Source organism: Sulfuricurvum sp. (assembly GCF_041651515.1).
Lineage (GTDB): Bacteria > Campylobacterota > Campylobacteria > Campylobacterales > Sulfurimonadaceae > Sulfuricurvum.
Map to the genome: position 1 here is coordinate 19,027 of NZ_JBAZJF010000006.1, position 21,359 is coordinate 40,385.

Consider the following 21,359-nt stretch of genomic DNA (forward strand, 5'->3'; position numbering starts at 1 on the left):
CTAATTTAATATCTCTTCTATTTTATCGATAATCATTGAAAAATCGCATTCGCCCTTGCAAAAATAGTGTCTATTATCCTGTTTTTTGCCGATCAATCGCTTAGATAATTCCAAAGCTTCATCCTCATTGTTTGTCCAATGCATAATCCCATTTTGAATCAAATACTGATCGTGATATAACCAGATAGATCTGGTAGAGATAGTCGGTACTCCATAGTACGACGATTCTAAATTCATAGTACCGCCGCCACCGATAAAAAGGTCGATAAACGGATAAAATTCCTCCGGCCGCAGCTTCTCTTTCAGCACCGTTGCTATACTGCCAAAATCTCTTTCAAGATATTCACGCTCATATCTCGGCATGATCACGATATTCGCATCGATCTCTTTTGCAAGCCTCGGGATGATCGAATAGAGAAGCGGAAGTTTTTCGGTCACATAATGGGCTTTATACTCTTCTTCCCTGATTATAATGGTCATTTTACCGTTATCCAGACCGTATCTTTTCCTGAAATCGTTTTTATCCTCCGCTTTTATATCCTTCATCCAGAGGCAGACATCTACAAAGTCATAAGGGATTATCTGCTCATCATTTAAAGCAAGATTGGCGAACATAGACCGCGGCATAATATACGGGTAAAAAAAGAGGTTCGAGTAAGGCAAAGTAAGGCGGGTTACCGGTGTAATATTTTTCGGACTTTCCAGATCACCCGGATAGGTTACGGCCGGTGTATCATAAATGTTGACAACAGGTATTCCCAGACCGAATGCGACATGGACGCTGTCTACTACCGCGCCGCATATAAGCACCTTCGGTACACCGGTTTGCTTGAATATATCGAGGAACTCTTTTTGTCTGAAAATTCTGGCTTCCAATTTTTCAAGAAGTGTGCTTCCGCCGTATTCACCGAGTACGGTATGCTCAATTCCATTAAGCTCTAAAATCTCTTTTGCTTCCGTATAGTGCGGGGCATACCTTGTTGTCACAAATACATTGTGCCCACGACTTTGCAATTCGGGGATCATTTTGCTAAAGAACATAGCGTATTTAGGTGTACCTATATCAATCCAAATCATATTAGCTGCTTTAGCCTCTCGTAAAAAAATATCCTAATATCTACCGTATCATTGGCAGTTTTCCCCAATTCACGCATCCATGCCATATCCGGAGCTTCAAACCCTTTTTTATCTTTTCGGTAAACTATATCGTCACTTAGATAATTGGATAGTATTTTACGCAATAAAAACTTGCTGTAACCATTATGAAATTTATACGCATTCGGCAATGAATGGGCAAATTCAACAACTCTATAGTCGGTAAACGGCGTTCGATTTTCGACACCAAATCGCATCGCATTTCTATCCTCAAAACGAAGTAGCATCGGCAAATTAAATTTTACGGTGTCTTTATGCAAAGCATGATTCGGGCTGGATACAAATTTTTCCAGCAGCAAATCATAGTTCGGTTCATAATTTTCAAATAGAGATTTGATTTTTTCGAGAGGCTTCCTGTTGTCCTCAATAATCTGCATTTTTTTTAAACTCTCCGGAAGTGAAAATTTGCTTCCAAGTGCATGTTCCGCCAATGCTTCTTTACCGTAAATGGCTATCCGCTCACGTAGATTTTGTTCGTCATATGTCAAGAATCTGGCAATGTGGTGATAATATCCGCCAAAAAGCTCATCTGCCCCCTGTCCGGTCACAGCGACTTTAGAATATTGGGAGAGCTCTTTAAAAACAGCATATTGCACAAAGGTGGAAAAACTTCTCGTCATATCCATTTGCGTCGCTAAAAAATCGTCCATAAGAAGTTTCAACTCATCAATTTTGGGGGATAATTTGATTAGATTTAATCCGAAACTTTTAGCAACTTTGTCCATAAAACCACTCTCATCAGAGGCAGGATAGGAGGGGAAAATAGCTCCAAAATAATGCATATCTCTATTGTTTTTTTTCAATATAGCGGCGATGAGAGAACTGTCGATTCCGCCTGAAAGCAAGATGCTGACATCAACATCGGAACGGAGCCGCAAGAGCAATGCAGTTTCAAACAGCTCTTCAAATTTTGCACAATTCTTTTCACATTCAATCGTGTCAAATTTTCTATCGGCATCTTCGGGCTCAGAAAGAGTCCAATATTTTTTGAGAGAAAGTTTGCCGTTTTTTGTATCAAATATCCCATGATGAGCTGGCGGAAGATGGTTTATATCTTTGTAGACAGTGCGTTGTGAATAGTCGTTGATATTGAATAGGATAGAATCGCATAACGTCTGCTCATCAAATTCGAGAGTCGAGACGGCTTTAAACGCTTTGATCTCAGAGGCAAAAAAAAGTTTGCCCCCTTTGAGCGTATAGTAAAAAGGTTTGTTCCCAAGTCTGTCACGTGCCAAAAACATTGTTTTATTTTTAGTATCATAAATACAAAATGCAAAATCACCGTTAAAACGTTTAAGAGATTCAGCCCCCCAATAGCGGTACGCCTTTAACAGCACCTCGCTGTCGCTGGAGGTATGAAATACTATCCCCTTTTTTTGCAGTTCACTCTTGATTTCCAGATAGTTATAAATCTCGCCGTTATAGACAAGTACAAGATCACCGTCCTGCATAGGCTGTGCTGCTTCGTCACTTAAATCTATAATGCGGAGACGATTATGTGCCAAAGAGACAGTTCCATCATTAAACAGACCATTGCCATCAGGCCCTCTATGTGTCATTGTCTTGGACGCTTTTTGTATCAATACCGAAGAAACATTACCGCCGCATATCGAACACATTAGTCATCCCTCAAAATGCTTAAATAAACTTCTCTCAGCTTGGCGGTTACTGTATTTTTACCAAATTCTGAGATATGCTTTGAACGTATTGCCGTGGAATCAAAGTTTTGAATCTCCTCCTCGATTTTACACATTGCGGCGGCCATAGCCGATGCATCTCCAATAGGGACTAACACACTATTAGTCTGCTCCAACATATCTTCAGGACCGCCGCACATTGTAGATATGATCGGCTTGCCGCAGCATAATGCTTCAGAAACAACCACACCGAACGTCTCATATGTACTTGCAGTGATAAATACGTCACATTCTTGTAAATTTGTTTTCACGCTCAATACATCTAACTCGCCTAACCATTCGATGTTGTCATCTATTCCTAACCTTTTTGAAACATCCATCATCTCCAGCATATCGGCACCAATACCTCCGATTTTTAAGACCATATCAGGGTTTTGAGTATGTGCTATGGCAAAAGCTTTCAATAGAACGTCTATCCCTTTTTCTTTTGCTATTCTCCCTAATGCAAAAAAGACAAATCCTGTAACTGATGCACGCTTTTCAGATGAAAAAAAATCATCGTCTATAAAATCCGGTATGACCTCATCGGTTATGACATCGTATCTGGACATCTCATTCTTTAAAAAATTACTTACCGCAATAACGCGATCAGCTTCTAAAAAAGCTATTTGAAGTCGTTTTAATAATCTACCATTCTCTAAGTAAAAAGGGAAAGGGAAAGGGCCCATATGCTCTGTCAGGACATACGGAATATTAAAAGTTTGCGCTATTTTTGCCGCTATAAATCCGGCAGGGAAAGAGACATGTGCATGCACAATATCAATATTTCCGTATTTGTGCTGCGCTTTTTGAAAATTACTGATATTTGCATTTAGAATAGAGGATAAATCGCCTGCATATTTCCGAGGCCTTATCTCTACTGCCGGAGTATAAAATTCTGCAACGTTTTCAGCAAGTGAATTTTCAAATTTTTTTGCACTGATGAATCGAAAAAGTTTTTTGATAGCTGTCAACGGTGCCATCAGGTCAATAATAAACTCCCCCTGCCCCCACCTGCTGATTGCCAGATTATCTTGTTTGTATCCATTTGCGTAAAGTATCGCCTGCTCTTTAAAAAAGCGTCCCGTTACCGGGCTTTCTTGTGTCGGATACCATGATGGGATTACAAAAATATTCATATACGTTTTCTAAAAACTAGCCATTTACTGGAGGAACTCATGCTCGCAAATAAAAATTTATCCAGCGCAACAAGAATTTTTCCCAACACTTCACCTTTTTTTTCTCCACTCTTTATCAATATAGGGTTCAATATCTTATTGAAATACCACGAGCCTATTGAGAATCCTATTCCACTTTTAAAATCAAAAGCATTTTGGGTGATATTAAAAGCCGGATAATATCCGATAAATTCCATGTTACACTGTGCGGCAACGGAAGTATAGTAATCCATATATCGAACTTTGTTATGGTATGTTATATCAAAAGAGGCTCCATCGGCCATTTTTTGTTGTTTGCCTCGCAACGTATTTTGGGATACCGCATCCAACACGATAAAATAGCCCCCTTTTTTTAACATTTCCCCTGCATTTTCAAAACATGCCTCAAATTTAGCATTATCGGTTATGTGCAAAAAAACGAGAACACTCATGGCAAGATCAAAATTTTCGATTTCAGATTGTTGCGGTAAATATTCAGAAAAATCGCACTCTATAAAACTAAAAGCCGGATATCTAAGCGAGAGTTTTTCCACAGAATTTTTTGTAATGTCAAAGCCACGGTACTCGGACACCCCCCCGCTAGAAAGCAAGCCGCTCCAAAAACCGTTACCGGGGCCAATCTCGAATACTTTTTTTCCATGCAGTGAAATATTCTGTTTGTGAAGAAGTGTTTCGAACCCTTCTTTTTGCTGTCTGTGAAGATGCCGGTTATAGCTAAGGGGCCATTTGGGCCAGCAGACTCCAGCTTCGTCGAACGACTTCTCTAAAAGTGCGTCCCAGTAGTTTTTTGCGTTATAACTCAATCGCTGCACCTTGTAAAGAAAGTCATTTTTTCCAGATCGTTCTATTTACATAATCCGTATAGCTGTAGATGATTTTTACCACTTTGTTGGATACGTTTGCGACATTATAGTCATCCGGTATCCTCATCGCCGTAATTGCAGAGTCCGATACCGCCAAATCAACGGCATCCAAAACAAACTCTTTGTCTATGACAGACATGATAAGGGTCCCCGCATCCATCCCTTCAGGGCGTTCATGGGCCAAACGGAGCGTTACCGCACTAATACCGAGTAAAGAAGCTTCTTCTGTGATTGTTCCGCTGTCAGACAGTACGCAAAACGCCTCTTTTTGCAGCATTATGTAATCAAAAAATCCAAATGGTTTATGTATTCTGACAAGAGGAGACAAAGCCCCATAACTCAACTCTTCCAATTTCTTCATTGTACGCGGATGAGTAGAAAAAATAATGGGGATGGCATATTTGTCCGCCAACGCATTGAGCATCGAGGGAAGTTTTCCAAAATTTTCCTCCAGATCAAGATTTTCTTCCCGGTGAATACTCACCACAAAATAATTACGGCTCTTTAGCCCGATCTGGCTGATGATATTGGATCGATCAATCTTGGCACCGTAATACTCAAGCACCTCTTTCATACACGAACCCGTCTTGATAACCGTTTCGGGCTTCAGCCCCTCAGCTATCAAATACCTTCTGGCATGTTCGGTTAAGGGCATATTGATGTCGCTCAGATGATCGACTATTTTTCGGTTTGCCTCTTCCGGAACACGTGCATCAAAACATCGGTTTCCGGCTTCCATGTGAAAAATCGGAATTTTCCGCCGCTTTGCCGGTATTACACAAAGACAGCTATTTGTATCTCCATAGATAAGAAGGGCATCGGGACGTACTTTTTCAAAAAGATCGTCCGATTTTGATATGACATTCGCAATCGACTTTGCCGCATTTTCACCGGCAGCTTCCAGAAAAAAATCGGGACGGCGTATCTCCATCTCGTCAAAAAAAATCTGATTTAACTCATAGTCGTAGTTTTGTCCGGTGTGCACAAGAATATGCTCCGTATGTTTATCCAATTGTGCTATCACGCGGCTGAGCTTTATGATCTCCGGCCGTGTTCCGACTATTGTCATTACTTTTAGCATCTATTTCCCTCTATGAGTGGTAGTATTCACACTCTTTGTAATCATGACTCATACTGCGTACCAACTCACCCCAAGATGGTGCTTCATATCCTGTTTTTTCAAAAAATGCAGTTGAGTCTAAAGATCTATCTATAAAAAAATCATCAAACCGCTCAAGCTGTATTTCGCTGCTGTAGTATTCGTTTATTAGCTTTAAAAGATCATATTTCGAAATAGCAGTAGCGGAGAGATGATAAACACCGCACAGGGTATCATTGCTTAAAACATACTCTTTTACGACTCTCGCTATCTCTATTGTAGGAAGACCCGAAAAAATGGCATTTGCATACCCTTTCGTCTTTTTTTGTCTTAAGAACCACTCTACAAGGCTTAGATATCCTTTTAGTTCATGTCCGATAATTGATGTTCGTATCGTTAGGCAATGGGGATAGGACAATTCGCCGAGAAGCTTGGTTTGACCGTATAAATCATATGCAGCAGGGATATCTTTCTCGGTATATCCCCCTTTTGTTCCATCAAATACACAATCAGTACTAAAATGTATCAAACGTGCACCAGCAGTTTTACACACAAGCGATAAACGGTGCGGTAATTGCGCATTGACCGTAATCGCAGATAAAGGATCATTAGCAAGAGCTGTTTGTTTTATAAGCCCGATACAATTGATAACAATATCGGGCTGGATAGAGGCTAAAGCTCTGATAATGGTATCAAAATTATCCCCATCCACTCCTCCACGGATTTTAGCCGTAAATTTTCCTCCGAAAGGCTCAATATCGAATGTTCGTTTTGTTCCATACACATCAAGCTTTGAATCTTTTGTCAATTCCAAAAAAAGCTTGTGTCCGAGCATCCCTGAAATGCCTAAAATCAGAATTCTTTTGGGCTTCAATTAGTTCTTCCTTATGACAACTATTATTTATGCTATTATTACTTTTTTTTACTGAAACTTGTACTTTTTGTGTGCTCAAGGATTCTAATGCTCACTAACGTAACCCATCCTCTAATCTCTATTATTATACCTGTTTATAATGGGGTAAACTATCTTAGAGAAGCGATTGAAAGTGCTCTGGCACAAACGTATCCAAATATAGAAATCATCGTTATTAATGACGGTTCAATAGATGGGACAGAGCGTATTGCTCTCTCTTTTGGTGAAAAAATACAGTATTTAAAAAAGATAAACGGCGGTGTCGCATCAGCCCTCAACCTTGGTATTTCAAAAATGCGAGGAGAGTACTTTTCATGGCTCAGTCATGATGACCTTTATATGCCAAATAAGATAGAAAAGCAATTAGAAATTCTGCTAAGACAACCTAAAAAAAGCATTATATTCAGTGGCTTTAATATCATAGACAAAAACTCTGCTTTCATGAGTTCCCATCTCATAAAAAACTGGCAAAAATACACTAAGTTTGAAATGGTACTCTACACAATGATACATGGCTGCAGTCTATTGATACCCAAAGCAGCGTTTGATACCGTCGGATACTTTGATGAAACGTTCAAAACCGTTCAAGACAACCATCAATGGCTCAGAATAGCCAAATCAGATTATGCATTCATCTACGTAAATGAACCGTTGATTTTAAGCAGACATCATTCTGAACAGGGAAGCATAACACTAAAAGAGATACAAATCGGAGAAATACGCGAATTTTACAAATGGGCTGCAACTTATGTCAAAGATGAAATTGAGAGCAATGAGGCGTTAAAAAAGTTTGTTTTGGAAAAATTTTAGTCTTTTCTTGCTGCTAACTCATAAAACGATTTAGCCGTTGTAGCTATTGTTTTGAAATCTACCCTTTTTTCAATGATTTCACTGTTTATCTTCGCTGCTTGATCAACCAAAGAATCATCTAAAAGTGCCATTCTTAGAGCTGCTTCTACCTCTTGAGGTTCTTCCGGATGGACAAGCAGACCATTCGTATAGTCAATAATCCACTCGTTAGCACACGCGGTTCTTGCTTGGATAACGAAGGTACCCACACTCATTGCTTCTAACATAGAAGTACTGATACCGTCACTAATACCAAGCCCTACAGAAATTCTCGCTTCCGAGTGAGCGGCTAGTAACTCTTTTCGAGCCGTTTTAGAAGAGAGTATCCTGATGGGAATACCCGATTCAGAAGAAAATAATTCCAAAGCTATTTTGACCTCTTCGGCTACACTGTAAGCAATAATCTCATATCCGATTAGGATATCAGCACATCTGGACATCGCACGAATTGCGGTTAACGCTCTACCGCTCCATCCCTGATAACCTTTGAGCATAATCTTTTTTCTCAAAGAAGGCTTTTGAGTATTTTTGTAAATCTCAAATACATACTCTTCCATACCGCCGCTATTGGGGACGACAGGTAACACGATCCCCTTAAATCCCAATTCCTGGGCTAATGCTATATCTCTTGTGCATTCACACGAGTAATAATCACATGCGCTCAATATCTCTGCTATTTTTTGTCGATGTTCCTGAAGTCTTCCAAACAGATAAATATCACTACCCCAATTGGTGAGTATCCAGGGCGGAAAACTATCCAGCTTTTTTTTAACCTCATGCACTAGATAACCGGCATGCTGTATCTCCAGTGAATGTACGACAGACGGATTAAGTTTTTTAATCAGATTTTCCAATTGTTTCTGCCGATAAAGTGGAAACTTTTTTTGAAAAATATATCTTAGAACAGAAACAGCTAGTTTTGATTTTAGATTGAACCCTTTTTGAATTACTTTTTGAGAAGGGGTGTGATTCGAATAAAACATATGATGAACCGTCACATTTTCTAATTCGGAATGAACTTCACCATAGTCTATGCTCGGAAAAAGATGTATCTCCCACCCCGTACCTTCGAGCTGTTTGATCCATCTTGCAGTATGGATGCTATCACTCATCGCCACAATCAATATTTTCATCTCATCCTATCCACAAATCTTCTAAAAGCCACAATCCGAGGCTTTTATCCGCATAATTGCCATCCCCTTCTGTACACTCTTCATTGAGTAGATATATAGGGTGGGAAAAATGAAACGGCCCTTTTTCCAAGTTTAAAGTCCTCCATATCATTTCGTCTTTCAGATCCACATTGCCCTCTCTGTCCGTGAAGGTCGTAGTCAAAAGATACTTAGCCCCGCTACTTTTAAAATTTCTTAGCGCCGCTAAACTATTTTCAAAATCAAGATGCACCAGCACATCTCTGCAAAATATAAGATCTGCCCTAGGCAGTGGTGATCGGCAAATATCCAAGCAGGCAAAAGAGTATGTTTCATTCGAATATTTGATACTATTATCAATGATTATTTGTTCCACTATATCTATTCCGATATAACTTTCCAAGTCGTATCCGAGAAGCTTCATCCAGTTAAAATCGCCGCAAGGGGCATCCAAAAAAGTTTTTACTTCCAACTTTTTTAATAGCTCCGCCAATTTAATGCGAAGCATCTCTGTCTGTGCAAGAGTAGACCCTTGACCGGAAACCGACTCTTCGCTACCAAAGCAATTTGTTTCAAAAAAATTTGTAAATCTGGTTTGCAACTCTACAGATTGCTTAGTCACAATAATGTTCCTTCACAAACTTACCCATAGTTGCACAGATATAGCGCACTGACTCGATCTCCAGCTTCGGATAAAGCGGTAATGAGACACACTCGCTTCCAAATTTTTCTGCAATAGGATACATACCCTCTTTATACCCCAGCTCTTGTCTGTAAAAACCATTTAAATGGATGGGTAAATAATTTACAGCTACACCGATTCCATTTTTCTGAAGATACACTAAAGTATCATCTCTTTTATCTACTTTTATCACAAACAGATGACGTGCTGACTTTGTATTTCCGGGTACTTTGACATATCTTATCCCGGATCTATCCAATTCATCTTCATACAGCTTTGCTATTTTTTCCCTCGCCGCCAAACGCTCCTCTATTTTTTGTAGTTGTCCGATCAGCAAAGCCGACTGAATATCGGAAATGTTGTATTTCCATCCCAAAAGCTCCATATCCCAGTGTTTATATGCTCCGGTATATCGACTGGCGGCATCTTTATTGATCCCATGCAACCTTAATTTGTAGAGTCTTTCGGCTAGTACGGTGTCATTACAGGATACAGCACCCCCCTCGCCGCTGGTGATATTTTTTGTTGCGTAAAAAGAAAAGCATGCCGCATCCGATAACTGACCGGGGCGTACACCATCTCTTTCTCCCTCTATACAGTGAGCACAATCCTCTATAATTTTAAGCCCGTATTTATCTGCAATTTCTTTGATTTTTTTCATATCACACATCGAACCGTACAGATGGACCGGAATAATCGCTTTGGTTTTCGTTGTGATAGCAGCCTCGATAAGTGAAACGTCGATATTGCCCGTGTCGGCTTCTATATCAACAAATACAGGAGTTGCTCCGGCATGTAGAATCGAGTTTGCCGTAGCCACAAAACTCATCGGCGTAGTGATTACCTCATCCCCTTCGCCGATATCCAACGCCAACAACGCAAGATGCAAAGCCGCTGTACATGAGTTCACCGCAATGGCATGCTTCGCACCCAAATATTTCCCGAATTTTTCTTCGAACGATTTTGATACACCGGCATTCGTCAAAAAAATGGAATGCAAAACATCCGAAACACGACCTATATCTTCTTCATCAATGTTATGCCTAAAAAATTCAATTTTTTCCATTTAATGTATAACCTTCGTACCATCTTTGAGTGTAATAGGAACCTGACGCATCCAAATCTGCTTTTCCCATAAATTTCGGTTTTCACCATACCATTGTATTGTTTTTAAAAGACCTTCTTCAAAAAAAATCTTCGGTTTCCACCCCAAAACTCGCTCTATTTTAGAAATATCCGCAATATGACAATCCACTTGCCCCGGTCTATCTTCAGAATATCCGATTATACTTTCATTTCCACTCATCGCAGAAACAACACTTTGTGCTATCTCTTTTATCGATATGGTACGTCCGGTTCCCACATTAAAAACTTCTCCGACCACTTTTTCATTTGGGGCATTGAGTATAGCATCTATCGCTTCACATGTGTCGTTGACATGTATCCAATCTCGACTTGCTTCCCCTTCTCCGTGCACTGTCAATTGTTCACCTAAAACCATACTGGTAATAAATCGGGGAATAGCTTTTTCCAAATGCTGTCTGGGGCCATAATTATTAAATGGCCGCACAATCACAGCAGGAATATCATAAGTGTATACATACGAATATACGAGTCTATCTGCACCAGCTTTAGCTGCAGCATAAGGTGATGCTGGATTCAGAGGATGTGTTTCACTCATCGGAATACAACCATTTGTATCGCTGCCGTATACTTCAGATGTGGATATATGAATAAACTTTTTTATCTTATGTTTATATTCTAATACGGCATTTGCAACCGCCTGAGTACCCATAACATCTGTCTCAAAAAAAGCTCTATTATCAAAAATAGATCTTGTAACATGGGTTTCTGCCGCAAAATGAACGACATAGTCAGATCTTGCCACAAGGTTTTCAACCAAGGGAGCATTACGCACATCTCCATACCAAAATTCAAACCTATCATTCACCTGACTTGGTTTAACAGGAAAATTATCCACACTTCCCGCATAAGTCAATAAATCTAACACTATTATTTTGGCATCTTTATAGGTATTAAAAATATAGTGAACAAAGTTGGAACCGATAAATCCGGCCCCGCCCGTAATTAAAAAAGTTGCCATTGATACTGATCTCCTTTTGAGATTACTTAATTACTTTTTTCTTGCAGCAAAGAATTTTCTTGTCATTTGCTGAACAATATCATATTTTCCACTGTCAATAATTAGTTCTTTGATAGCTAAATCTACATCCGGATAATAGCCACTAAAAGCATCATCGAAACATATATATCCACCTTGAACAATATATTTTTCAACATTCAGAATATCTTGTTTTACTGCTTCATATCCATGATCGCCATCCAAGAAAACTAACCTCAATTTTAAGTTAGCCGGTGTATTTTCAAAAAACATATCTAAATTTCCTCGAAACGGAATGTTTATGTTCTCCAATCCATTGTGCTTTATTGATTCATTCCAAGCATCTAAGATACCGTTCCATCTTTCATATACCGGTCGAATAGCATTCTCAAACGGTTCACTCCAAACAGTTTGCACCTTATAAGCATCCAATGTTTTACCATTATTAGCTTTTACCTCGAAAGACCAACTTCCATCTTCATTTTGTATCCAATCATCTTTTTCAGGAAACAAATCTACCGAATAGACCTTTGTAATGTTATGGCTCAGTTTTGCCGCCATACCCAATACAACAGAACTTCTACCACACCAACTACCGATTTCCAATATATCGCCATCCATATTTTCAGATATGTACGCTAATAAAAAAAGGGTATATAGTTCATCGATCGGAGACCACCCCGGTATATTTTGAACGGTTTCTTCGATTTGTTGCCAAATTGGCTTAGTCTGAATGATTTTCATTTGTCTCACTTTATAAACTTATTAAGATATTATCCCAAGAGATCCAAGGGAACAAGGTCTTTCATTACATCGATATAGCCTCTTCCTTCTCCTGGCCATTTAGTATGGAGCCAATCTGGGCATTGTTGACAAAAATCTAATCCGCAAAAACTATTTTTCAAATGTGCTTCTCTTAATTTTTGCATGAACTCCCCACCCCATATTTCCTTAATAGAATATTGCCTAAAATCAGCAATCTCTGATTGATGCTTCCAATCTGCAGGACAAAATCCAATAGTACCAAGAGGTGTCAAAACAAGCCGTTCCCAAGGATAAACACAAGGTTTACGTTCAATTTGCCCCATATGCTCTTCCATTTTAGATTTTATACCTTTTTTAGCCCCACCAGCAGAATGAAGCTTTCTTACTACAACGAAATCTGCTCCGGCTTTTTTCCAAAAACTCTCAAAAGCTTTGACTTCATGACTATTAAACGGTTGTTCAACAAAACTAACGACGACTTTTGTTTTATAACTATATTTTTGTATTAAGTCTATAAGTTTTAGCACATTGGCTTTTGTTTGATTCAAATCACCCTTAACCCTAATCTTTGAATATACTTCATTAGAAAATGCATCTATACTTATATCAAAAACATCTATCCCAATATCCAGTAATTTTTTTGCCTTTGTCTCACTCAAAAGCATACCGTTTGTTGTAACATTAATCTTTGTTTTTGAATTTTTACATGCATATTCCAAAATTTCATCTATTTTTGGATGGATTAACGTTTCTCCGTTTGCTGTATATCTAATATATTGACAATACCCAAGACCGTCCGTAGCAATCTCATCTATTAATTTTTTATGCAACTCCACGTCCAAGTGCGCACCGCTAAAAACCTCTGATTTGGCAAACTCTCCGTGAGGACAATGAATGCAAGCAAGATTGCAGTATTGGGTAACATCAACTATTATCTGCGAAGGAAACTCGGCTTGCAAATGCTCTTGAAACCCGTATATTACATTATTCATTCAGTATAACTCTTCATAAATTTTGTGGCATTCTCACCCTCATTAAATATGAGATCTAATATGCTCACCCCATGCTCAAAAGGAGGAAATAATTGATTATACTCAGGATACCCACTATAATCCATCCACTCAACTTTTATATTTTCTCTTTCAAATAACGACTCATCTAAATAATTTTTTGCGGCCGGTCCACTGAGATAAATATCACCTTTGCAGTCTTTACAAATACCGATTAATCTTTCCGATTGGCCCTCTAGCAAATTGAACTCATTTGAAAATCTTATCTTTGTTTTAATCATCAAAATATCGTTTACTGTCCGAATAAATTTATAGTTTATCTCACTTAAATACTCTTCTTGGCATCCTATATAAATCTCTTCAAAAATATCTTTATATTGCTTGAAATATTTTGCTTTCGAATAATTTTGAACTATACTTTTCCAGTGCTTCTGCGCCCAATTATTAGATATTATTTTTGTACTTTTTATTGTTTGAGCCAAGCTTTCTTGCTTTACGGGTATCGTTAGCCATGAAATACCGTTTTGAGTTTTTATTTTATTCCTATTACGCCAATCATTTTTTGTATATTGGGCTGTATCATAAAAAACAAATTCATCGACCATGTTAATAAGATCGAAATAACCTTTCCATGGAATATAATTAGATTGAAGTATCGCTATTTTTTTCATAATCTAGTATGCTTCACAATTTAAACATATATTTGGTTGCTCTTCATAAAAACGACTTCTAAATTTACTAAAATCTTCACTATTCCAAGCGGCATAAATACTCTTATCCGCAACATTTCCAAAATTTATTTGATTGTGATCCCAATACATACAGCAAGGCATAACAAACCCTTGCACATTTATATGCAATATATCAAATGGCATTTTGCATTTATTGTGTTGCTGTTCATCTTTGCCAGCCAATTCCGTCAATATATTAATATTATCTTTATACTTTTCTTTAAGCTTTTTGATTGAATTTAAAACATTTAAGTTATTCCTTATTTTTGAGCCATCAAAGCTTTCCCAATCAATAAGGGGTTGTATAACCCATGTTTTAATTTTTAAATCTATAAATAATTTTGCTAAATTATCAAGTTCTTTAAAATTATCAAAACCGACAACACTAGTTATCTGTATACGATTATGAAAATTTTGTGTAATTCTTTCAATATTCACAAGCATTTTCTCAGGATCAGTCCCTTTTCTTGTTTTATTTATTGTGTTCAAGCTTAATGAATCAACTGAAACATTGATAAAAGTCAAACCGTTTTCAAAAAACAATTCATATCTTTCAGGTGCAGCGGCAAGAAGATTCGTTGTAATAAAAATACAAGAAAATTTTTTTGATTTGTTTGCATAATCAAGCAACTCAAAAAAAGATGGGTGCATTGTAGGCTCGCCTATCCCGTGCATTTGCAATACTTTTTTGCTTTTTATACAATCTATTTCATCAATAATTTTTTTAAATAAATCAATTTCTATATATTTATTTTTTGATTCATACTCATTTATAGTTCTATAACAATGGACACATGCCAAATTACACTTTGAGCAAACTTCTATATGAATTGTTCCAAAATCAGACGCGTTCAAATTCATGGTATTAACTTTTTCAATAGATTTGCAAAATACTCATTAGTTTCATCTCTATAATGATAAGGAGCCCCATCCTCATGCTGAAATATATGAGAATCGTCTATCGCAATATTAATCACATATGGGCGCACCACGGCAATCTCTTCCATTCCTTTTAAAATTTCTGCTGCTCGATTTTTAAATTTCTCCGCACTATCAAATTTTGATGAAAAATGAATAAAAATAATTTTTTTATTCGGAAATATTTTATTATACCAATCAAAAAAAACGGCATAAACAGTTTTTATGTTTTCAATAGGAAGAAGCCCATTACACTCAAATATTTTTTCAAACTCTTCACTATGTTCTAATTGATTATAATAACAGCTAAATATCCAGCCTTCTTTTTTGTGAGTAAATTTTTGCTCGGCTAATTCAGCAAAAGAATCAATAATAAGATATTCAAAATCATATTTTTTATTTATATAGTCCATCCACAAAAATTCTTCTTGCTGTCGAATAAGAGGAATTATATCCTTGTGTATAATAAAATCCTTTATGACATCCGTCTTTGGTAATTTGCGATTATCGGAAATAAATTCCATAAAGATATCACAACGAACTTTTTGCTGGTTTGTTAAAAAGATACTGGCATTATTTTTATAAACTAAATTAAATACACTCTGCCCTAAACATGCTATTCGTCCTAAAACATTTTTTCTTTTCAAAAAAGTATCAAAATATTCTCTACATTTTTTACCCATCGCATTTCTAAAATCAAAATCTACGATCAATTTTGAAACAAGCTCTTTCCATGCTTTAAAATCGCCTCTTTCAACCACAAGCTCATGAACTCCGACTAATTCATAAGCTAAAGACCAATTATTTTGGTTATATTTTTTCTTAAAATCATTTTCAAAGACAACGATAGGAATACCCACTTCCATTGTTTCCTTAATCGTTAATCCTCCGCCAGAGGGGTACGTATCTAAGACTACATCTGCATAATGCAAATAATCTTGTATATTGTTGATCCACCCAAAGAATTTAATTCTATCTGCAATGTCACTTTCTAACATGTCAGGAATTTGTTCTTGTATTGGCCCTGCAACTAAAAAATATACATCTGAATACTCTTTTAAGAGTATGACTATAGTCTTCCAAAATTGATGATCTTGAAATTTGGTATATCTGCCAAAGCTCATCAAAACAATAGAATTTTCCGGAAGACCTATATCTTGTTTAGAACATGTACTCAGAACCATATTTTGTTTATCGAATATCAATTGTTTATATATATTATTTTGTGAAGGCGCATCAAGTAACGAATGAAATGTTCCGCCAACAACTTCATCCATAAACGGATAACAAAATTGTTCAGGAGGGCCATACAAAAAACCGGCTGTCTTCTTAGCTGGATGCGTAGCCAAAATAAAAATATGCTCAAACTCAGCCATTGCTGCACCAGTAATTAACACATCAGCATCAATACCATGTATCGATTTTGAAATATTCAATAATCTTTCAAGTTTATTTTCCATATCATCAAAAAGCCTAACTTCGCACCCAAGTAGTTTGAAGTCATCTATATGTCCCATTGCCTCTTGACTATTTTCCACCTTTCTTTTACTGTCAACTACAAATATTTCAATCGTTTTATATTTTAGATTACTATACTTTAGCCAGTTTTTGTTCATTTTAATCAATGCGGAATTTGAATGGGTAATACCAAAAATCAAAAATGCTATTTTTGTTTTACCTACTGCCTCTTTAACCTCAACGTCATAAGTATATTTATATGGTTTAGCCATTCTTTCTATAGCATCCATAATATCAAAATCGTATTGGTACATATCTACTTTTTTATAGGTAGCATCCGTATAATGCCACTTGTTAAAATAGGTTATGGCTTTGACAATATTACTCTTTTTTGATTCCTCCATACCAGCTCTTTTGTATGCTTCGCGTATCGCTTCAAAATCTTGAATGCTCTCGTGTATCTGAAGATAAAGCGGCAAGATATCAGTATTAAAATGTGAAAAAAACCACGCTCGCTCCACAAATACCTTAGCTTGCTCTGCATTATTGGATCCAAAATAATGTTCCGCTAAAAAATAATTATAATACATCCGCTTTTCCAGCAAACCTGTAGACAATTCAAAAAGTATATGATTTATCTCTATCTCATTTTTATCCCTGGACCCAGATACAATTTCTTCAAATTTCGCACGATATTTTTTTGCATTCTCTTCGAACAACGTTTTTACATCCTCTTCTTGTTTTTTCAGCATTTGTGATACGTTATTGTGCTATTTTTCATTTGATAACAACTCAAGGATATTGAAAAATCCTTTGGCTCCGTAATTTTCCATTCCTTCTCTATAATAAGCTGCACTTCCCGGTTTTTTAATAACATGCTCTGCTATAATATAGTTTGTTACTTTCTTAAGAGCCTCACTGTTGCTAAGTAAATGATTTACTACATCGATATAATCTTTTTTCGAAAATGCGAAGGGTCTAGCTTTTCCATGTAATTCGATAAATTCATCATGTAATATTTGTAAATTCTCAGTTAACGCATCATAATTCATCATCAACACATACGGCTTGCCTTTCCCGGCATACTCTGCAAGCGACTCGCCTGAGGGTAGTGGAAAGGTATCGAGATACAGATCTATGATATGCCCATAGAGATGTGGATCAACAAAGCCGGGAAAATAAAAACGATCTTCAAGCCCTAGTATTTTCACTTTTTGTTTCAGTGTATCACTATCTCCAGAACCACACGCCAAATAAATAGTATGCACGTTTTTATGCATTATGTCCGCTATGGTTTCCAGATAATCATCACTGTTCATTTTAACCAATCGCCCAATCGTACCTAGAACTAGAGCATCAGCTGGATAAAGAGCACGTTCCTTTTTAACACTATCCGGGTCTATGACAGGATTGTAAAATTCTTTTGCTTGAGAAATGAGAAAAGAGTGGTATTCCAAACTTTTCTCTTTTGGTACGACATAATGGGTGATTTTATAATCAATATTGGGGAGATCATATTCAAAATTTCCATGACTCCAATAAATTTGATGTACTGCACTTCGAGTAGCAAACAAAAAGTCTATAATATTATTATTGGAGACTGTACCGATCATAATATCGATACCCTCTTGGATTATATCGTTGCGAATAAGCATTGCTTTTTCAAGGTGATTGTAATAATATCCCTTCGCATACCATTCATTGGGAATGACTTTCACCGTAACACCCAATTGCTGATAAGCACTGATAATTTTTTCATTATCAAGCTCTTTTTCAATATAACCCACTGAATAAATATACAAATCATACCTATCCGTAAATTCGCTCTCTTCCATCAACATTTTTACTAAACTGTACTCGACCATATGGGGTGAGTTATTGACCAATCTGTCTCGAATAATCGCAATCTTTTTTTTATTTTTCTGCTCCGATATTGACTTCGGTAATGATCCGCTGAACTGTATATAATAGAGGCTTATCGGTTTTGTAAATTGTTCATTGAAGAGAGCCATCTCTTTTTGTGTTTGAAATAAGTTACCCAAAATATGATGCGCCACATTATATATTTGCATTGCCATAGCCAGCATATCCGATTCTAATGTCTGAAGCATAATATTTGCCAATGGTTTTTCAAGTTTAAAAAAAGCAGGAGAGGCCACATATCGCGGCTCAGTATAAATAACGGTCATAATCCAAAGGAGTATTGAGGATTGCGCTTCTGAATCATTCTGAAAAAAAGAATCCGGCATTAAAATTTGCCTTACATACTCAGTCATATCTTCTGCCGAAACTCCGCAATGCCCCAAGATACTTTTGAATTGTTCATACGCTTCGGGATATTTATAGGCTTCAAATATATTACTTTTAATTATATAATTAAGGTAATTATTAAATCCCTTTTCAAATTCAGTATTGAATATCTCCAAAATAAAAATCAAGGCGACAAATAAAAAATATTCATACGAGCTTCTTTCAATACCTGATAAATGCTTTTTAAGCAGTGTTAAATGATTCTCTATCCTAGTATCGCCGGCGACAGATGTGATATATTTACTGAATATCGGAAAAAGTTGAAAGAGGGTAAACGGGGGCAATATTCCTTTCTCTATAATGAAAATAATAAGCTGCCCTCTAATGGCTAAAAATAGTTCCTCGCATCTCTCTTGATTTAAGTTTTCAGCTAAATTGAGGGCAGTATCAATGCTTAACGAAAATTCGTTTTCTGTCGAAGCGCTATCAATGTAAAATAATAATTTCTCAAAATCGGTAGTATTCATTTTTCTTCTATGCGGACCGTTTCCCTCTTAATTTTCTCTATTTACTAACAGCGTGTGTATCTTTTCCTCTTTCAATCGCTACCAGTACGGCATTAATCATTCCAGCGACACTAAATAGCCACCCTTTGTGTGCATAAAGCCATTCTATCAATTTGGTTTTTTTACCTTCATCATCCGGCGCATATCGTACCTGAACCTTGGCAAGTTCAAGCTCTTGATGAATGATATAGGATTGCATTACATCAAAAAACACTTTACTAAAAGTGTCATTATCGACTTTTTCTTTTATTTTATCGATTTTATACACCAATTCTTCCGCTTTTTTATAATCGATTAAATCCAATTTTGACTCTTTATTAAGTGCTTCAACCTTTTCTAAAAATTTAGTCACTTCTAAAAAGACTTTTTCAGTGCTTTTTTTGACATCTTTTCCAACACGTAACGCTTGTTTTATTTTCTCTTTTATTTTCTTTTCATTATTTTGTATCTCTTCCTTATCCGGAAGATCTAAAATAATTTTTTCTTTTATTTGATTTCGATTTACTAACGTATCCGCTACCTGTTGAAATGGGATCTCTTCCATCCCATGGATTCTTGCTCCTCCTTCTGTTGCATTAATCGATCGCGAAACTCCGGCCTGAATTACTTCTCCTACATCAAGTTCAAAAAAATTCAAAAATAATTTCCATATGGTCGTTGTTTCTACCATACCGTCCCCGCCGTATGCCTCAATACTACCGATAGATTTATCATTTTTTACTTCATCTTTGCCCAAGACATGATCAGCCGCATGACTGTTCCCATTTTTGCCATACGATAAATCCTGACCGATAAAGACAATATTTTTAAATAAAGCAAGCGCTGCAATTTCATAAGCCAAATTTGCAGCACTCATTCCTCGTCCCATATAGCCCCAATCTTCCAATTCCAAAAAGAATTTATATCCAAACGGACGAGAGATTAGCACCAACTCTCCCCCATGGATACTCTCCAACAACTCCTTATGGGCAATACTTGAGATGGCGAATACAATATCCTTATGAAAGTCATCCGGTGTATTCTTATAAAACGTAGAAGTCAGCGCCACCCGCTCCATTGATACTACCACATCCGGCTTGATCCCGTATTTGTATAAAATCGGAAAACTCGCATCAATCGATATAATCGTTACATAATTCTGCATTTCTTTTAATATCGGCAACTGTTTCATCAATGAAGGGCCTGTCGAAACAATAATTGCAGTATCCGAATTCTTCACTTTTTTAAGAAATTCTTTCACCTTTGGAGTACGAATAAGTTTTGGAAGATTGGCTACAAATTGTTCAATTCCGATCAATGAATCTTCTACATCATTTCCGAATATATAAATCAATTGCTCTATCACACGAGTCACTATACTGTTAACTTCTACCAATTTTGTATAATATTTTTCATAATACGGTGTCAATATAAAGAGATCGTAGACCTTCACATATACTTTTGAGTCATTATCCATCAAAGAGAATATTGTATTATAGGTGATGCTATCAACATCGAGCAGCACCAATCTTCCACTAGCCAAATCCTGTGAAAAATCAACCAAATTCAAAACAATATAAATCATTTCAATTTCAGGTTCTATCACCACAATTCGCAAGTGCGTCTCATTTTGGAGCAAAAGTTTATAAACGACACCATTGCCCAATCCGAAAAAATAAAGATAAGGGTATTGTTGATATACCGTAAGCTCATCTATTTTTTTCAATGTTTCAGCACTTGGAGTCGAACGGTAAAGCGGTGTATTATCCCTCGTATCTATCAGATTAATATTTACCGGGTCACTGTCGGTATATACTGCATAGATTGTATTTGATTCAATTTTACTAAGGCGTTCCGCCAAATCCGGATTTATGGTTCTGAGTGCATTAAGATTGTTGTGCAGCGTTTCCATTCTCTTCTTTCAGTGGTAATAATACCTTAATTAAAGCATATACTATTCCAATAATATGGAACGGGAGGGGGGGTAAGAATAG

General features: G+C 36.9%; 18 protein-coding genes. 1 reads left to right on the top strand and 17 read right to left on the bottom strand.

Annotated features, from left to right (window positions below; genetic code table 11):
* From WC407_RS11095 to WC407_RS11120, 6 genes are read right to left on the bottom strand one after another with little or no spacing between them, the layout of a single operon-like run.
* Positions 1-1,077: a DUF354 domain-containing protein gene (locus WC407_RS11095; protein ID WP_373022730.1), complete on the bottom strand. Its 1,077-nt coding sequence runs from the start codon at positions 1,075-1,077 to the stop codon at positions 1-3.
* Positions 1,074-2,774 carry an asparagine synthase (glutamine-hydrolyzing) gene (gene asnB, locus WC407_RS11100; RefSeq protein ID WP_373022731.1) on the bottom strand — a complete coding sequence of 567 codons (1,701 nt, stop codon included), beginning with the start codon at positions 2,772-2,774 and terminating at the stop codon, positions 1,074-1,076. Before asnB ends, WC407_RS11095 begins: the two co-directional genes overlap by 4 nt.
* Positions 2,774-3,970, bottom strand: a complete 1,197-nt coding sequence (locus tag WC407_RS11105) for a glycosyltransferase (protein ID WP_373022732.1) — start codon at positions 3,968-3,970, stop codon at positions 2,774-2,776. The genes asnB and WC407_RS11105 overlap by 1 nt, the downstream gene beginning before the upstream one ends.
* Positions 3,967-4,812 carry a methyltransferase domain-containing protein gene (locus tag WC407_RS11110; RefSeq protein WP_373022733.1) on the bottom strand — a complete coding sequence of 282 codons (846 nt, stop codon included), beginning with the start codon at positions 4,810-4,812 and terminating at the stop codon, positions 3,967-3,969. Before WC407_RS11110 ends, WC407_RS11105 begins: the two co-directional genes overlap by 4 nt.
* 22 nt (positions 4,813-4,834) lie before the next feature.
* Positions 4,835-5,953, bottom strand: a complete 1,119-nt coding sequence (gene wecB, locus WC407_RS11115; protein WP_373022734.1) for a non-hydrolyzing UDP-N-acetylglucosamine 2-epimerase — start codon at positions 5,951-5,953, stop codon at positions 4,835-4,837.
* Positions 5,954-5,963: 10 nt separating this feature from the next.
* Complete coding sequence (locus WC407_RS11120; RefSeq protein WP_373022735.1) at positions 5,964-6,845, bottom strand: dTDP-4-dehydrorhamnose reductase family protein; 882 nt, start codon at positions 6,843-6,845, stop codon at positions 5,964-5,966.
* 87 nt (positions 6,846-6,932) lie between these two features.
* On the opposite strand from WC407_RS11120, the gene WC407_RS11125 reads away from it, so the two are divergent.
* A complete protein-coding gene (locus WC407_RS11125) occupies positions 6,933-7,694 on the top strand; it encodes a glycosyltransferase (protein ID WP_373022736.1) in 762 nt (253 codons plus the stop codon).
* Here WC407_RS11125 and WC407_RS11130 read toward each other — a convergent pair.
* From WC407_RS11130 to WC407_RS11180, 11 genes are read right to left on the bottom strand one after another with little or no spacing between them, the layout of a single operon-like run.
* The gene (locus tag WC407_RS11130) at positions 7,691-8,866 is read right to left on the bottom strand and encodes a glycosyltransferase (protein WP_373022737.1); all 1,176 of its coding nucleotides are present in this window, start codon (positions 8,864-8,866) and stop codon (positions 7,691-7,693) included. The two genes, WC407_RS11125 and WC407_RS11130, sit on opposite strands and share 4 nt — an antisense overlap.
* A gap of 1 nt (position 8,867) precedes the next feature.
* Positions 8,868-9,506, bottom strand: coding sequence for a class I SAM-dependent methyltransferase (locus tag WC407_RS11135; RefSeq protein ID WP_373022738.1), 639 nt, complete (start codon positions 9,504-9,506; stop codon positions 8,868-8,870).
* Positions 9,499-10,632 carry a DegT/DnrJ/EryC1/StrS family aminotransferase gene (locus tag WC407_RS11140; protein WP_373022739.1) on the bottom strand — a complete coding sequence of 378 codons (1,134 nt, stop codon included), beginning with the start codon at positions 10,630-10,632 and terminating at the stop codon, positions 9,499-9,501. Before WC407_RS11140 ends, WC407_RS11135 begins: the two co-directional genes overlap by 8 nt.
* Positions 10,633-11,670: a dTDP-glucose 4,6-dehydratase gene (locus tag WC407_RS11145; protein ID WP_373022740.1), complete on the bottom strand. Its 1,038-nt coding sequence runs from the start codon at positions 11,668-11,670 to the stop codon at positions 10,633-10,635.
* 30 nt (positions 11,671-11,700) lie between these two features.
* Positions 11,701-12,432, bottom strand: coding sequence for a class I SAM-dependent methyltransferase (locus tag WC407_RS11150; protein ID WP_373022741.1), 732 nt, complete (start codon positions 12,430-12,432; stop codon positions 11,701-11,703).
* 29 nt (positions 12,433-12,461) lie between these two features.
* The gene (locus WC407_RS11155) at positions 12,462-13,445 is read right to left on the bottom strand and encodes a radical SAM/SPASM domain-containing protein (protein ID WP_373022742.1); all 984 of its coding nucleotides are present in this window, start codon (positions 13,443-13,445) and stop codon (positions 12,462-12,464) included.
* A complete protein-coding gene (locus WC407_RS11160; protein WP_373022743.1) occupies positions 13,442-14,134 on the bottom strand; it encodes a WbqC family protein in 693 nt (230 codons plus the stop codon). The genes WC407_RS11155 and WC407_RS11160 overlap by 4 nt, the downstream gene beginning before the upstream one ends.
* 3 nt (positions 14,135-14,137) lie before the next feature.
* Entirely contained in the window at positions 14,138-15,055 is a 918-nt protein-coding gene (locus WC407_RS11165) for a radical SAM protein (RefSeq protein ID WP_373022744.1), read from the bottom strand.
* The gene (locus WC407_RS11170) at positions 15,052-17,322 is read right to left on the bottom strand and encodes a glycosyltransferase family 4 protein (protein WP_373022745.1); all 2,271 of its coding nucleotides are present in this window, start codon (positions 17,320-17,322) and stop codon (positions 15,052-15,054) included. The genes WC407_RS11165 and WC407_RS11170 overlap by 4 nt, the downstream gene beginning before the upstream one ends.
* An 18-nt stretch (positions 17,323-17,340) precedes the next feature.
* A complete protein-coding gene (locus WC407_RS11175; protein ID WP_373022746.1) occupies positions 17,341-19,347 on the bottom strand; it encodes a hypothetical protein in 2,007 nt (668 codons plus the stop codon).
* A 37-nt stretch (positions 19,348-19,384) separates the two neighbouring features.
* Positions 19,385-21,277 carry a 6-hydroxymethylpterin diphosphokinase MptE-like protein gene (locus WC407_RS11180; protein WP_373022747.1) on the bottom strand — a complete coding sequence of 631 codons (1,893 nt, stop codon included), beginning with the start codon at positions 21,275-21,277 and terminating at the stop codon, positions 19,385-19,387.
* Between the last annotated feature and the right edge of the window lie 82 nt (positions 21,278-21,359).